The organism is Streptomyces sp. NPDC029138 (assembly GCF_055564375.1).
Genome location: NZ_JBVHWM010000087.1, coordinates 1 through 14980, shown reverse-complemented (window position 1 = coordinate 14980; position 14980 = coordinate 1). Strand labels below are relative to the sequence as shown.

Here is a 14980-nt window from a genome sequence, read left to right as displayed (position 1 = left end):
GGAACGGTCCGTGGCCGGATCAGCCGGCTGAGCCGGCCACAGGCGTGAGCACCTCGCACAGGGCGTCAGTGCCGCAGCGACCTGAACGCCGTGCGCAGCTCCTCGGACAGGAGTCGCGGCTGTTCCCAGGCGGCGAAGTGGCCTCCCTTGTCGACCTCGTTCCAGTGGATGAGGTTGCCGTAGGCCCGCTCGCCCCAGCTGCGCGGCGCGGGGTAGATCTCGGCCGGGAACACCGTGACCGCCACCGGGACGTCGGGGATGTCGAACGCGTCGAACGGTCCGCCGCCGGCCTGGTAGCCCTCCCAGTACAGCCGGGAGGAGGATGCCCCGGTGTTGGTCAGCCAGTACAGCGAGATGGCGTCGAGCATCTCGTCGTAGGTGAGGACCTTCTCGGGGTCGCCGCCGGAGTCGGTCCACTCCGCGATCTTGTCGTAGTAGTAGGCCGCCATCGCCAGGGGCGAGTCGGCGAGGGCGTAACCGATGGTCTGCGGGCTCTGGTTCATCATCGCCGCATAGCCGAAGCCGTCATGGTAGAAGTGCAGCAGACGGTCGTAGGCGACCTTCTCACGGGCCGACAGACCGGCGGGCGCCGGGTCGGAGTTCCGCAGGTGGCGGAGGATCTCCGGCGGCACCGTACCCGGCATGTTCACGTGGATGCCCAGCAGCCCCTCGGGCCGCTGCGTGGCCTGGATCTGCGCGATGATCGCGCCCCAGTCGCCGCCCTGGGACACGTACTCGTGGTAACCGAGCCGGAGCATGAGCCGGTGGAACGCGGTCGCGACACGGGCCGGGTTCCACCCGGCCGACGCGGGCCTGCCGGAGAAGCCGTAGCCGGGCAGCGTCGGGAGGACGAGATGGAAGGCGTCCTCGGCACGTCCGCCGTGGGCCGTCGGGTTGGTGAGCGGATCGACGATCTTCAGCAGCTCGATGATCGAGCCGGGCCAGCCGTGTGTCATCAGCATCGGCAGGGCGTCGGCGTGCGGCGAGCGGATGTGGGCGAACTGGATGTCCAGACCGTCGATCTCGGTGATGAACTGGGGCAGCGCGTTGAGCCTCGCCTCGACCTTGCGCCAGTCGTAGCCGCTACCCCAGTACTCGACCAGCGGGCGGACCTTCCCCAGCTGGGCGCCCTGGGAGCGGTCGCCGACGGTCTCCCGGTCCGGCCAGCGCGTCGCCCGCACCCGCCGCCGCAGCTCACTGATCTCCCGCTGCGGGACCTTGATGCGGAAGGGGCGGACCCCGGGGACCGGTCGGGGGGAGCCGGGGTGGGCGCCGGCCGCGGCGTGCGCCTGGCCGGAAAGGCCGAGCTGGGTGGCGGCTACGGCACCCGCGGCGAGGCCGAGGAACCGGCGGCGGCCGGTGGTGGGGTGGCCGGTGTCTTCGGTGGTTTCCATGACAACTCCTCGATCCATAACCTGCTAAAGAGGTTACGTTTGCTGGTGAGTGTGATCATGACGTCAAGTTCATCACCAGTCAAGCCGGTGACGGATTGATGTGACAGGGCAGGCGAGCCCGCACCGCCTACTTGACGGAACAAGGAAAACCCTTACGCTTGGGCCTGACGGCGGGGCGTTCCGTCGTGACGCCGAGTCAGGAACCGTGATGCAAGCGGAAACACTCCCCCGCGCGTTCATTCGTGTCGCGACGGAACACGCCGAGCGTGAAGCCCTGGTGGACGGATCCGTCCGACTCAGCCACGCCGAAACACTGCGGCGGGCCGTGGGCGTCGCGGTCCGGCTGCGGGACCGGGGAGTCGCCCCGGGCGACCGGGTCGCCATCCTGCTCCCCAACTGCTGGCAGTACGCCGTCGGTTACCTCGGGGCCCAGCTCGCCGGTGCCGTCGTCGTCCTGGTGAACACCCGGCTGACCGGTCCGGAGCTCGACCACGTCCTCACCGACAGCGGTGCGAGGGTGATCCTCACCGACGCCGTCGAGGGGACCCTCGGCACACGCGTGCCGACCACGTTCGCCGACCGCATCGTCCCGGCCGCCGTACTCCTCGCCCCGCCCGAGCCGGACGCGGCGGTTCCCGACGCCGGCGCACTGCCCGGAGCGGACCGGGCCCCCGGCGACGTGGCGCACCTGCTCTACACCTCGGGCACCACCGGCAGGCCCAAGGGCGCGATGCACACCCACACCAATCTGCTGTTCAACGCCCGCACCGTGCGCGAGCGCCTCGGCGCCGGCCCGGAGGAGCGGACCCTGATCGCGGCCCCGATGTTCCACGCGACCGGTGTGGTCTCGCAGTTCATCGGTTTCCTCACGGCCGGAGCGTGCTGCGTGCTCACCCCCGAGTTCCAGGCGGAGACCGTCGTCCAGCTGATGGTCCGGGAGCGGATCACGTTCTTCGCCGGTGTCGCGGCCATGCTCCGGCTGATCCTCCTCAAGGCCGAGGACACCGCCTCCGACCTGTCCGCCCTGCGCCTGTTCGTCATGGGCGGTTCCCCGGTCCCGCAGAGCTTCCCCGCCGAGGTCGTCCGCCGTGTGCCCGGCCTCAGACTCGGCAACGTGTGGGGCCTGACCGAGGGGACGTCGATCGTGACCTACACCGAGGGCGACGAGTACCTGGCCCACGCCGGCTCGGTGGGCAGGCCCGTGGCGGGGCTCCACGTCGCCGTCTCCGTGGGCGGCGCACCGCCCCGGGACCTGCGGGACACCGTCGGCGAACTGTGCGTGCGCGGCCCCGTGGTGGCCGCGGGCTACTGGAACAACCCGGAGGCCACCGAGGCCACCTTCGTGGACGGCTGGCTGCGCACGGGAGACGTCGGCAGCGTCGACGCCGACGGCTTCGTCAGGGTGCTCGACCGCCTCAAGGACATGATCATCCGCGGTGGCGAGAACATCTACAGCGTCGAGGTCGAGAACGTCCTGTCCGGCCATCCGGACATCGCCGATGTCGCCGTCGTCGGCGTGCCCGACCCGGTCTTCGACGAGCGGGTGCGCGCGGTCGTCGTACCCCGCAGAGGCCGTGCCCCCGGCGCGGAGTCGCTGCGCTCGTACGCCGCCTCCCGTCTGGCCGACTACAAGCTCCCCGCCGAGTACCTCTTCGTCGAGGAACTGCCCCGCAACCCGTCCGGCAAGGTGCTCAAGCACCGGCTCGCCGGCCTCCCCACCGCCCGCGACAGCGGCCCGAGCCGGGCGGAGCTGTCGTGCTCCGCCCAGGACACCGATGACCTCCTCCGCTGATCCCGCCGCCGGCACGGCCGCGCCCGTCGACGTCCTGATCGTGGGCGCCGGCTTCAGCGGGCTCGGCCTCGCCGCCATGCTCCGCAAGGCGGGAATCCGCTCGTTCCGGATCCTGGAGGCCGCAGACGACCTCGGCGGCACCTGGCGCGACAACACGTATCCGGGCTGCGCCTGTGACATCCCGTCACCCCTGTACTCGTACTCCTTCGACCAGAAACCCGACTGGAGCCGGCTGTTCGCACGCCAGCCGGAGATCCTCGGCTACCTGCGCGACGTGGCCCGCCGACGCGGACTCGTCGAGCACGTGCGGTTCGGCCAGGAGGTCCGCGGCGCCCGGTGGGCCGAGGAGGAGGCCTGCTGGGAGGTGGCGACGTCGGCCGGCGAGTGCCATCGCGCCCGGTTCCTGGTCTGCGCGGTCGGACCGCTGCACCATCCCGCCCACCCAGACCTGCCCGGCGTCGAGTCCTTCGGCGGCGCGGTGTTCCACTCGGCGGCCTGGCGGCACGACGTGGACCTGACCGGCAAACGGGTCGCGGTCATCGGCACCGGCGCCAGTGCCGTCCAGTTCGTCCCGGCGATCGTCGACCAGGTCTCGGCGCTCACGGTCTTCCAGCGCACACCGCCCTGGATCCTGCCGAAGGCCGACCGGCTCTTCGACGAACGGCACCGTCGTCTGGCCCGCTGGTGTCCGCCCTACCGCTGGTGGACGCGCGAACGCCTGTTCCGGATCCACGAGAGACGCGCCGCCGGATTCGTCAGCGATCCCCGTGCCCTGGCCGCGACCGAGGCACTGGCGCGCAGGCTCGTCGAGAAGCAGGTGTCCGACCCTTGGCTGCGGGCGGCCGTCACCCCCGACTACGCCCTCGGGTGCAAGCGGCTGCTGATCTCCAGCGACTGGTATCCGGCGCTGTCCCGGCCCCACGTCCAGCTGCGGCGGGGCGGGGTCACGAAGGTCCGGCCCGGTGCCGTGGTCGGCGAGGACGGCGTCGAGGTCGCCGCCGACGTGCTCGTCTACGGAACCGGCTTCGACACGCAGAACACCCTGCGCATCGACATCACCGGACGGAACGGCGTCACCCTCGCCGAGGCCTGGGCCGACGGCAACCAGGCTTACCTCGGCACCACCGTCGCCGGCTTCCCCAACATGTTCCTGATGACCGGCCCGAACACGGGCCTCGGTCACAACTCGCAGATCGTCATGATCGAGGCCCAGGCCCGCTATGTCACCGCCCTCCTGCGCCGCGTGCGCCGCCGCGGCGCGGACTCGGTCGAGGTGCGTGCCGACGTCCAGCGGGCCTTCAACGACTGGGTGGACGGGCGCATGGCCGGCACCGTCTGGCAGACCGGAGGCTGCCGCAGTTGGTACCAGGATCCCCGGTCGGGCCGCAACACGGTGCTGTGGCCCGACACCACGATCGCCTTCCGACGGCGGACCGGGCGCGTCCGGATGGCGGACTACCGGCTGGGGCGGGCTTGAACGGAGCGCCGCACCGCTCAGGCCGCCGACTGTCCGTGCGTACCGTCGCGGGTGCCGCACCCGGTACCGGTGCCGCCAGAGCCCTGGTCGCGCGAGTGGAAGGGCAAGTGCTCTTCGCGAAGTCGGCTCACGACAGGCACCTTTGGCGGCTACGACGACCCGGCGCCCCTCTGACCAGCAGACCCGGCATGTCCGCCGGCGCGCTCGGCAGATCTGGTTGCGGCTCACTTCTGATGACCGCTCACTCCCGATTCACGTAAGGATCGTCATTTTGCACAAGAGGAAAACACGGCTGCGTCTCCCCGTCATGATCGCGGCGGGCGCGTTGGCCGCAGGTGGCCTGACCGCAACGCAGTTCACCGCACTCGCCGCGACTGATTCCACCGTCACCTCCCGGCAGCAGGACTTCGCCTCCGCAGCCGCGGAGTACCACGTTCCGGTCAGCGTGCTGCTCGGCGTCTCCTACGAGGAGTCTGCGTGGGACGCCCACGGGGCGCAGCACAGCACCGACGGCGGCTTCGGTCCCATGCACCTCACCGACGTCACCCCGGCGATGATGGCCGGTGGAGCCGCGGGCGGTGCCGGCCGGAAGGACCTCGCCTCCCTGGCGGCGAAGCCGGCCCTGCACACTCTCCAGGCCGCCGCGAAGCTGACCGGGATGTCGCCGGACACCCTGCGCAAGGACCCCGCCGCCAACATCCGCGGCGGCGCGGCGCTCCTCGCCTCGTACGAGAAGAGGGTGGCCGGTGGCACGCCGGCGGACCCGGCCCTGTGGTTCGGTGCCGTGGCCCGTTACAGCCAGTCGACGGACCGTCAGGGGGCGTTGGCCTTCGCCGACCGTGTCTTCGGCACCATCCGCAAGGGCGCCTCCGCCGAGACGCACGACGGCCAGCGCGTCCGCCTCGCCGCCGTCCCCTCGATCCGCCCCGCGAAGGCGCAGGTCGACCGGCTGCACTTGACGGCGTCGGCCACCGCGGACACCGAGTGCCCGTCAGCCGTCGCGTGTACGTTCGTACCCGGCTCCGCAGCGGGTGTGCAGGTGTCCAACCGGCCCGCGAACGGCATCCGGATCGACACCATCGTCATCCACGACCTGGAGACCACCTACGACGCCGGCGTGAAGGGCCTCTCCGCACAGACCAACAGCGCCGCGACCCACTACGTGATGCGGTCGTCCGACGGCGCGGTGACGCAGATGGTACCCACCAAGGACATCGCCTTCCACGCCGGCAACTACTCCATGAACCTGCACTCCATCGGCATCGAGCACGAGGGGTACGCGGCGCAGGGCGCCACGTGGTACACGGAGGCGCAGTACGAGGCCACGGCCAACCTCGTCACATACCTGGCGGCACGGTTCAACATACCTTTGGACCGTCAGCACGTCATCGGTCATGATAACGTTGACAGTCCGGACGACGCTCACGCCGCCGGAATGCACTGGGACCCGGGCAACGGCTGGGACTGGGACCATTTCATGACGCTCCTCGGCCACCCCTACAGCGGAACGCACAGCGTCCCGACCGTGGGCTCGGTCGTGACCATCGATCCGCCGTTCGCCGACAACGTGCAGACCGTGCGTGTCTGTCCTGGTGACGACCCGACCGACCCCACGACCACCTGCACGGACAAACAGCAGGCGTCGAACTTCGTCTACGTGCGCACCGCCCCGGACGCGTCCGCTCCGCTCTTCGGTGACCAGGCGCTCCACGGTTCCGGCCCGGGCACGAACGAGATCAGCGACTGGGGCAGCACGGCCCAGTCCGGGCAGCAGTTCGTCGTCGCCGATGTGAGCGGCGACTGGACCGCGATCTGGTTCAGCGGTGCGAAGGTGTGGTTCTACAACCCCGGCGGCCGGAACGCCAAGATCGCCTACGGGGTGAAGATGATCCGTCCGGCTGGTTCCACCTCGGTGGCCGTCTACGGCCGCAGCTACCCGGACGCCGCGGAGTACCCGGCCGGCATCTCGCCCTCGACGCAGGCCCCGCTCACCGTGTACACCGTCCCCGCGGGCCAGGCGTACGTCGCCACCCAGGCCCCGGCCGTCACGGACGACTACGACAAGAGCAGCGGAACGGTCGTCCTCGGCGGCAAGAAGATGTACACCATCCAGTACGGCCACCGCGTCGCGCTGGTCTACGAGAACGCCGTCACCGCGACCCCCGTGACCCAGCACTGGGAGGACGGCGGCAACTGATCACCTGATCACCGCAGCGCGAAAAGGGACCGGGCCGGGCTGAGCGGCTCGGTCCCTCACCGTCTCGGGTGCACGCGCGTGTGCGTCGTATGCGGCCACGTCTCACGCGGCGGCCCGGTCCGCCCAGGCCTGCTCCAGGGCTCGGGTGAACGTCTCGGGCGACTGGACGCCACCGACTCCGTAACGGCGGTTCAGCACGAAGAAGGGCACACCCCCGGCCCCCATCTCGGCCGCCAGTCGCTCGTCGGCCCGCACGTCCGCGGCGAACGCGGTCGGATCGTCGAGCACCTCCCGGGCCGAGGCCTCGTCCAGACCCGCCTCCCCTGCGAGGGCCACCAGCGTCTCCCTGTCGTAGATCGACCGCTCCTCCGCGAAGTTCGCCCGGAAAGCGAGATCCATCATCTCGGCCTGCCGGCCGCGCGACCTGGCGAAGTGGATGAGGCGGTGCACATCGAAGGTGTTGCCGAAGACACGTCCGCCGATGCGGAAGTCGAGCCCTACCTCGCGCGCCATGGCCGCGGCCTGTTCCTCCCTGGCCACCTGCTGTTCCCGGGTCCGGCCGTACTGCGCCGCCACCGCGTCGATGATCGGCACGGTGCCGTTCTCGGCCTGGGGGTTCAGTTCGAACGAACGGTTCACCACCTCGACCTCGTCGCGGTGGTCGAACGCGGCCAGCCCCCGATCGAAGCGGGCTCTGCCGACGTAGCACCACGGGCAAGCGACGTCGGTCCAGATCTCGACACGCATGGGTACATCTCCTGTCACGGCTGATCGGAGTGAGCAACCTTCCGGTTGCCGGGTGTGTGCGGCTTGCGGTGACGCGTGGTGTCACCGGGCCGACGCTGCCACCAGCGCCGCGGGCCCTCCTCGGTGCCGGTGCCGGCCTCGGCCTCAGCCGCCGCCTTGAGCCTCGCGGCCATCTCGACGACGCGTTCGGCCTGGATGCCGGCGGCGAGGCGGGTGATCTCGCCGACGGGCTTGGTGCCCTGGCCGTCGGCGTGGGAGGTGCCGTAGGGGTTGCCGTCGACGAACTTCTGCGGGTCGGTGAAGCCCGGCGTGACGATGATGCCGCCGAAGTGGTGGACGGAGTTGTACAGGGCGAGCAGCGTCGACTCGTGGCCGGCGTGGTCCGTGGCGGTGGAGACGAACCCGCTGTAGACCTTGTCCGCGAGCTTGCCCTCCGCCCACAGGCCCCCGAGCGTGTCGATGAACTGCTTGAGCTGCGAGGAGACGTTGCCGAAGCGGGTCGGCGTGCCGAAGACGACGGCATCGGCCCACTCGACGTCCGCCGGGGTGGCCTCGGGGACGTTCGCGATGGCCGCGTGGTTGGCGGCCCAGGCCGGGTTGGAGTCGATGGCGGCCCGCGGGGCCAGCTCGGCCACCTTCAGCAGACGGACCTCGGCACCCGCCTTCACACCGGCGTCATGCAGTTCCCTGGCGATCTCGGTGATCGTACCGGTGGACGAGTAGAAGACGATGGCGAGCTTCACGGGGGTGGCCATGATCGGCGGTCTCCGTTCGTTGGTGACGGGTGCGGCGAGAGACGCGGTCACAAGACGACCGGTCCACTATTACGGTAGACGACCGGTCGAGCCGCGTCAAAGGTGGAGGGGCGACGGGCGCTGCTTGCGTGACACACCCGCCCCGGCCCAGGCACCGCCCGGGGTGTCACCGGCGTCGGCGAGATCTACGGGCCCGGTTGCACCCGCCGCCTGCTTGGGGGGCCGTCCCCCGGCACCTGGCCGCCACCGGCGCCCGGTCCGGGTCCGTCCACCGGAAGGTCACGTCTCCGGCCCGCTCGCCTCGCCGGCCGGTGGTGCGACAGGCAGGGGGCGACGGACGTCACTCGACGCGCACGACCTCGACCGAACCGACACCGGGCGCCGTCGAGCGCAGGAGGATGTCGAAGAGGTACCTCTTCGCCGGACGCACCGTCATCCGCCGGCCCGGCGGCAGGGCGGCCGCCTTCGGCATCCACGGTCCCCTTCGCGTTCACCGCTCACCGCCCGGACCGCGACGGGTACGCGTCCGACGTTCCGCAACGTCACGGCGGTCGTCTCCGGGCATTTCCCGAGCGTGCCCCCAGTGCAGTTGAAACGGACGTCACCGAAGGCGGTGGTTCCGCAGGAGACCTCGTATCTCGGATCAGGCAGGGAGACGCAGATGTCCCCCTTCCCGACCACCGTGGGCGCGTCTCGGGTCCCGTCGTGTTCCGGCCGATGTGCCGCTGCCGCGCCCAGGGCCGTGGCCGCGGCGAGACCGGCGGTCACGGCACCGATCAAGGCCTTGTGCGTCGCTTTCAACGTTCCCCTGGTCATGCGGTGATCTGTGGATGCCTGTGAGGTGATCGCCTCAGCTGTGGGACGGGCTGTACCTGACCCGGTGACACAGCGCAGGGATCTCGCCGGAGGCGAGGTTCGGCATGATGTCGGCAGTTCCTCGAAGGCGCTCTCCCCGGTCACCAGCGCGTCCAGCGCGGGATCGGCCAGCAGGTCGAGCGCGAGGGCGATCCGGTCGGCGTAGCCACGACCGGAACACCTGGCCGGGGAGACGGTGCCGACCTGGCTGCTGCGGACGGTCAGCCGCCGGGAGTGGAACGCCTCCCCCAGCGGGAGGGTGACACGGCGGTCGCCGTACCAGCTCAGCTCCAGTACCGTGCCCTCGGCCGCCAGCAGCTCCGGGGAGCGGACGAGGCCCCGTTCGCCGGCGCCGGCGTGCACGACCAGGTCGCACTCGCGAGGGCGCCCTCGGGTGCCGCGAATCCGATGCCGAGGGCCCGGGCGACCTCGGCCCGCGCCTCGTCCGCGGCCGGGTCGGGCAGGGCGACGTCACGCATCTCGCCGTGGCCCGGATATCGGAGCCAGAACGCGCGGGCGGTGCGGTTCATCCGGCGGTCTCCCGCCGCGGGCGGTGCCTCCTCACAGCGCACGGTCATGACTCGCCCACGCGATGTGCGACTCGTGGAGCGTGACGGTGATCCCGCCGATGCCGCGGGCGCCCTCCCCCAGCGCGCCGCCGTGGACGCGCTCGGCGAGCCGGTCGGCGATGACCTTGGCCAGGAACTCGGTGGACGTGTTGATCCCCGCGAAGTCGGGCTCGTCGTCGAGGTTGCGGTAGTTGAGCTCGCCGACGACCGCGCCCAGTTCCCGGGTGGCCAGGCCGATGTCGACGACGATGTTGTCGTCGTCCAGCTGCTCGCGCCGGAACGTGGCGTCCACCAGGAAGGTCGCTCCGTGCAGTCGCTGGGCGGGGCCGAAGACCTCGCCGCGGAAGCTGTGGGCGACCATGAGGTGATCGCGGACGGTGATGCTGAACAACGGACGGTCCTCCCATACGGCACGCATCCTCGCCGGCCGATGCCGGGGGACATCTGTCACACGTATGTGCGGACTCGTTTGGTTCAGCGGCTCGCGGTCCGACGCAGCGGACCGCTCCCGTTTGTAGTCGATCGGTCGTATACTGATCCCATGGGACGGACAAGTGACGCCAGGAAGAAGATCCTCGACGCTGCGCAGTCACTCATCGAGCTGCGCGGCTACTCGGCGCTGGGCGTGGCCGAGATCTGCAAGGCGGCCGAGGTACCCAAGGGTAGTTTCTACTACTTCTTCGAGTCCAAGGAATCCCTCGCGCTCACCGTGATCGACGAGCACTGGGCCGCCGAGCGGCGCGACTGGACCCGCATCCTGAAGGACGAGACGGAGCCGCCCCTGCTCCGCCTGCGCCGGCTCTTCGAGGCGACCGAGGCGGAGCACCGGGCCTGCCGGGCCGACCGCGGATCGATCGCGGGCTGCATGCTCGGCAACCTCTCCCTGGAGATGTGCAACCAGAGCGAGGCCGTGCGCGACCGGCTCAAGGAGATCTTCGAGGACCAGGTCGACTTGATCGAAGCGGTTGTCGCCGAGGCCCAGAGCCGTGGCGAGGTCGGCGTCAGCGACCTCCGCGAATCGGCCCGGGCCGTGGTCGCGCAGCTGGAGGGCCAGGTGCTGTTCGCCAAGCTCTACAACACCACCTCACCGCTCGGCGCGCTCTGGGCCAACTGCCTGGCGCTGCTGAACGCCCGGCCGGCCTCCGTCGCAGCCGCCTCCTGACGGCACACCGGGACCCGAAGGTCCTCGAAACCCACCGCCACCGCAACAACGCGGAACCCCGCTGAACGCCTTCCCGGCCGTCCGCGCCGTCTCACCTGCCCGGCGTCGCGCGGGCGGTGGCCGCACGCCACATGGCCGGCCGGGGCCGCTCCCCTCCTCCGTGAAGCGGCCCCGGCCGGCAGCGGTCCCCGTCACCCTCCGCTCTCGGACGACAGGGACCGGGACGTCGCCGGCGGAAGCCGGCGAGGCCGACTCAGCTGGCGCGCAGCGGAGCGAGGGCCTTGGCCCACGCCACGGTCTGGTCCAGCGTGGTGACGAGCGTGTCACGCTGGATGTCGGCCGGCTTGAACACGGAGAAGTTCTCGAAGTCCGTGAACAGGGAGAGCGCCACCTGCGCGCGGACGTCGGCCAGCTGGAGCTCGCCGGCGATGCCGCGCAGGTGCTCCACGGCGCGGGCGCCGCCGAGCGAGCCGTAGCTGACGAAGCCGACGGACTTGTTGTTCCACTCGGCGTAGAGGAAGTCGATCGCGTTCTTCAGCGCGCCCGGCACGGAGCGGTTGTACTCCGGCGTGACGATGATGAAGCCGTCGAGGGAGGCGATCTTCTCGGCCCAGGACTGGGTGTGCGGCTGGGTGTAGTTGCCCAGGGAGGCCGGGTACGCCTCGTCCAGGACGGGGAGCTTGTAGTCCAGCAGATCGACCAGTTCGAACTGGGCGTCGGTGCGCTCGGAGGCGACTTCGTGCACCCAGCGAGCGACGGCTTCACCGTTACGGCCCGGCCGGGTGCTGCCGATGATGATACCGATCTTGGTCATGAGGACGCCCTTTCATGGGTCGGCCGTGCCTGAGGTCAGTTCGGGCCCAGCCGCAAATACTTGTCGAAGCAAGTAGAGCATGCTGATAATTGACGGGTCAATAAAACAGGTGGTTTGACGCTGTGCCACACCTCACACCGTGACGATGTCAGCCGGTGCGTTCCCGCAGACGGTGAGGATGGGCCGCGTACACGCCGAGCACGCGCACCTCGGACGAGAAGAAGTGCAGCTCCTGGAGGGCGAGGGCGACATGGGGCTCGTCCGGGTGTCCCTCGATCTCCACGTAGAACCGGCTGGCGTTCAGCCCGGCGCCGATCTGGTAGCTCTCGATCTTCGTGAGGTTCACGGCGTTGCTGGCGAAGCCGCCGAGCGCCTTGTACAGCGCGCTCGGGATGTTCCGTACGGAGAAGAACAGGCTCATCATCGTCGGCTGCCCCGGTTCCGGCGCGGGGCCGGCGTGCCGGGAGAGGACGACGAACCTCGTGGTGTTGTCCGGATCGTCCTCGACCGCGGACCGCAGGACGTCCAGGCCGAACAGCGCCGCCGCGCCGGGCGGGGCGAGCGCCGCGTGCCGGGGATCACCCAGTTCGGCCACCTCACGCGCCGCCCCGGCCGTGTCATCGCTGACCAGGGTGCGCCAGCCGCCGTCACGCAGCGCCTTCCTGCACTGGCCGAGGGCGTGCACATGGCTGCGTACGCACTCCACTTGATCGAGCGACGCACCGGGAACACCCATCAGGTCGAACTGGATGGCCAGGAAGTGTTCGGCGACGATGGACAGCCCCGACTCCGGCAGGAGATGGTGCACGTCCGCCACGCGACCGGCCGCGGAGTTGTCCACGGGGATGACCGCGACATCGGCGGCGCCGAACTTGATGGCGTCCAGGGCCTGTTCGAAACCGGTGCAGGGCAGCTCACGCCCCTCGGGGAACAACGTGCGGGCCACTGTCGAGGAGTTGGAACCGAGTTCACCCTGATATGCGACGGTCGTCACCGCGTCCAGCCTTTCACCGTGGGGCCATTGTCGTCGGGCGGCGGCAACTCCACCGCGTGACGCAAGCATTGCAGTATGGGTGCGCTGTCCTCGACCAGCTCCGGCAAGGGGTGCCGGCCGTCGCTCCCGACGAGGGACAGTGCGGATTCGTACGCCACCGCGACCACATGGCGGACGACGCGACCGGCCCGTGTGACGTGTGCGGTCAGGGGCTGCCCGGCGGATGCCCGGCCGGCCTGGCCCGGACGCGGCAGTCCGTGCAACGCCGCCGCCAGACTCAGCCGTTCGTCGTGCAGCGCGCCCGCCAGCTGCTCCGCGATGGCGGCGGGCGCACCGTCCGCCGCGGCGGCGGGGGCCGAGGCGGCCAGCTCGTCGGTCAGACGACGGGCCGCCCCCAGCGCCATCGCCGTCAGCGCCGTCCAGAGATAGCCCGTGTCGTCCGCCCCCAGCGGGGTGCCCGCCGCATACGTGGCGCAGCCGGCCGGCACGAACTCATCGCGCAGCCGGAACGCCGGGCCGGCTGCCGCGGCGTCGTCCGCACCGCGGCGACTGCGGGACGCGAGCGGAAGGACCTTCGGCGAGACGGCGAACAGGTCCGGGCCGCTCGCGGTCAGGTCCGCCCCTGCACGCTGTCCCGTGACGGTCCCGGGCAGAGCCACCCACGGATGTGTCCCGGCCGGGGGGAGGCGCCACAGGCCGGACACCGAGAAGCCGCCCGGCACCGGCCGCGCGACCGCGCTCCCGTCATCGGCGGGAACGGCGGCGGTGCACAGGGCGGCCCAGTTCCACCGGCTGGTGAAGGACCGCCACGCCTGGCACGGATCGGCGTGGCCGTTCCGTTCGAAGACTTCGAGGACGCGCGGCAGACCGGTCCGCGGACCGACCGTCCCGAGCCGGCCGTCGTGGCCGGCGGCCGTCGTGCGCCTACGCGGCTCGCTCACCGGCCCCGCCCTCCGGTGTGGTCAGGACAACGTTGTCCAGGTCCTCGCCCCGGGCGTAGCGGTGCAGCTGACGCCGGAGGAACTCCTTGCTCATCAAGGGGAAGGCATCGGTGAAGGCGGCCGCATGAGGGGTGATCACCACCCCCGGAAGCGACCAGAGAGGATGGCCGGCGGGCAGCGGCTCGGGGTCCGTCACGTCCAGCGCCGCCCGGAGGCGGCCCTTGCGGACCTCGCGCAGGAGAGCGTCGGTGTCCACGAGTTCGCCGCGGGCGACGTTCACCAGCAGGGTCCCGTCCCGCAGCCGCGCCAGTGCGCGCGCGTCGAACATGCCGCGCGTCCACTCTGTCAGCGGGGCGCACAGCACCACGGCGTCCGCGGTGGGCAGCAGGCCGGGCAGCTCCGCCGCGCCGTGCACCTGGCCCGCCGGGGTGGTGCGAGCGGTCCGCGCGACGAGCACGACCTCGCATCCGAAGGCGCGCAGGCGGGCGGCGACGGCCGCGCCCACAGCGCCGTACCCGACCACCAGGACCCGCTTGCCCACGAGCGTGGTTCCGTGCTCCGGCTGCCACCGGCTCCGAGCCTGCCGGCACGCGAACCGGTCGAGCCCACGGGCCAGCGACAGCAGGAGCGCGACCGCCAGTTCGGCGGTGGCCTCCCCGTGCACTCCGCGCGCCGTCGCCAGGGCCGTACCCGGAGGCATCAGGTCCAGCAGCGGAGCCATGTGGTCGTGTCCGGAACTGAGGAGCTGGACCACCTCCAGATTCCTCATGCGCGGCAGCACACCGGTCAGGACCCGCTCGGCTCCCGGCACCGGCGGCGGGACGAGGAACCGGACCCTGCCGGGGTCGCCGGGCAGTGGCCCCGATCCGTCCCAGTAGCCGTACGACAGGCCGTCCGGCAGGCCGGGAATCTCCTCACCGTGATACGGCAGCCACACAGGAGGGGCGTCTTTCATCGTGTCTCAGCTTCTTCCGAGTGTCGCCGTGCCGGGCGGGCCCGTGACCCGTCACCCAGTCGCACGTGTGGACCGAGTCCTCAGTACGTGCACGGGTGCGTGGCCCATACAGGTTCAGGTGAAGGTCGTCACAACGGAGCGCGCGGCGGGCACACCTGTGTCCCGGCACACCTGCGCGGTGGCCGGGCGTGCTCGATCGGGAGCGGACAGAGGGAAACGGCCGCGGGGGGGGGGGGGGGGGGGGGGGGGGGGGGGGGGGGGGGGGGGGGGGGGGGGGGGGGGGGGGGGTGGGGGGGGGGGGGGTGGGGGGTGGTGGGGGGGGGGGGGC

The 14980-nt window shown here is 71.0% G+C and carries 12 protein-coding genes and 2 pseudogenes; 4 read left to right on the top strand and 10 right to left on the bottom strand.

The window, feature by feature from the left end:
- Positions 1 to 65 precede the first annotated feature (65 nt).
- Complete coding sequence (locus ACZ4WH_RS39605; protein WP_468190126.1) at positions 66 to 1394, bottom strand: epoxide hydrolase family protein; 1329 nt, start codon at positions 1392 to 1394, stop codon at positions 66 to 68.
- A 208-nt stretch (positions 1395 to 1602) separates the two neighbouring features.
- Here ACZ4WH_RS39605 and ACZ4WH_RS39600 point away from each other — a divergent pair, with 208 nt between their 5' ends.
- The 3 genes from ACZ4WH_RS39600 to ACZ4WH_RS39590 all read left to right on the top strand — a co-directional run bounded on the left by ACZ4WH_RS39600 (position 1603) and on the right by ACZ4WH_RS39590 (position 6860).
- Positions 1603 to 3186 carry a class I adenylate-forming enzyme family protein gene (locus tag ACZ4WH_RS39600; protein WP_468190125.1) on the top strand — a complete coding sequence of 528 codons (1584 nt, stop codon included), beginning with the start codon at positions 1603 to 1605 and terminating at the stop codon, positions 3184 to 3186.
- Positions 3170 to 4663, top strand: a complete 1494-nt coding sequence (locus ACZ4WH_RS39595; RefSeq protein WP_468190123.1) for a flavin-containing monooxygenase — start codon at positions 3170 to 3172, stop codon at positions 4661 to 4663. Before ACZ4WH_RS39600 ends, ACZ4WH_RS39595 begins: the two co-directional genes overlap by 17 nt.
- A gap of 307 nt (positions 4664 to 4970) precedes the next feature.
- Positions 4971 to 6860 (top strand): N-acetylmuramoyl-L-alanine amidase, encoded by a 1890-nt coding sequence (locus ACZ4WH_RS39590; protein WP_468190161.1) that lies wholly within the window; start codon positions 4971 to 4973, stop codon positions 6858 to 6860.
- A 102-nt stretch (positions 6861 to 6962) separates the two neighbouring features.
- On the opposite strand, the gene ACZ4WH_RS39585 is transcribed toward ACZ4WH_RS39590, so the two are convergent.
- The 5 genes and pseudogenes from ACZ4WH_RS39585 to ACZ4WH_RS39565 all read right to left on the bottom strand — a co-directional run bounded on the left by ACZ4WH_RS39585 (position 6963) and on the right by ACZ4WH_RS39565 (position 10177).
- A complete protein-coding gene (locus tag ACZ4WH_RS39585; RefSeq protein WP_468190121.1) occupies positions 6963 to 7607 on the bottom strand; it encodes a DsbA family oxidoreductase in 645 nt (214 codons plus the stop codon).
- Positions 7608 to 7747: 140 nt separating this feature from the next.
- Positions 7748 to 8362: pseudogene (gene wrbA / locus ACZ4WH_RS39580) on the bottom strand (NAD(P)H:quinone oxidoreductase); the annotation flags it as partial.
- A gap of 340 nt (positions 8363 to 8702) precedes the next feature.
- Positions 8703 to 8834 carry a hypothetical protein gene (locus ACZ4WH_RS39575; RefSeq protein ID WP_468190119.1) on the bottom strand — a complete coding sequence of 44 codons (132 nt, stop codon included), beginning with the start codon at positions 8832 to 8834 and terminating at the stop codon, positions 8703 to 8705.
- Positions 8835 to 9212: 378 nt separating this feature from the next.
- Positions 9213 to 9666, bottom strand: a pseudogene (locus tag ACZ4WH_RS39570) (MDR/zinc-dependent alcohol dehydrogenase-like family protein); the annotation flags it as partial.
- Between the two features lie 112 nt (positions 9667 to 9778).
- On the bottom strand, positions 9779 to 10177 hold the full coding sequence (locus ACZ4WH_RS39565; RefSeq protein WP_468190117.1) for a 6-pyruvoyl trahydropterin synthase family protein: 399 nt from the start codon (positions 10175 to 10177) through the stop codon (positions 9779 to 9781).
- 150 nt (positions 10178 to 10327) lie between these two features.
- Between ACZ4WH_RS39565 and ACZ4WH_RS39560 the strand changes: the two genes are divergently transcribed.
- Entirely contained in the window at positions 10328 to 10948 is a 621-nt protein-coding gene (locus ACZ4WH_RS39560; protein ID WP_468190115.1) for a TetR/AcrR family transcriptional regulator, read from the top strand.
- A 253-nt stretch (positions 10949 to 11201) separates the two neighbouring features.
- On the opposite strand, the gene ACZ4WH_RS39555 is transcribed toward ACZ4WH_RS39560, so the two are convergent.
- From ACZ4WH_RS39555 to ACZ4WH_RS39540, 4 genes are all read right to left on the bottom strand, one after another.
- On the bottom strand, positions 11202 to 11762 hold the full coding sequence (locus tag ACZ4WH_RS39555; RefSeq protein WP_468190113.1) for an NADPH-dependent FMN reductase: 561 nt from the start codon (positions 11760 to 11762) through the stop codon (positions 11202 to 11204).
- 148 nt (positions 11763 to 11910) lie between these two features.
- Positions 11911 to 12756, bottom strand: a complete 846-nt coding sequence (locus tag ACZ4WH_RS39550) for a prephenate dehydratase (protein ID WP_468190111.1) — start codon at positions 12754 to 12756, stop codon at positions 11911 to 11913.
- The gene (locus tag ACZ4WH_RS39545) at positions 12753 to 13697 is read right to left on the bottom strand and encodes a hypothetical protein (RefSeq protein ID WP_468190109.1); all 945 of its coding nucleotides are present in this window, start codon (positions 13695 to 13697) and stop codon (positions 12753 to 12755) included. The genes ACZ4WH_RS39550 and ACZ4WH_RS39545 overlap by 4 nt, the downstream gene beginning before the upstream one ends.
- Complete coding sequence (locus tag ACZ4WH_RS39540; RefSeq protein WP_468190107.1) at positions 13681 to 14652, bottom strand: NAD(P)-dependent oxidoreductase; 972 nt, start codon at positions 14650 to 14652, stop codon at positions 13681 to 13683. Before ACZ4WH_RS39540 ends, ACZ4WH_RS39545 begins: the two co-directional genes overlap by 17 nt.
- Positions 14653 to 14980: the final 328 nt, after the last annotated feature.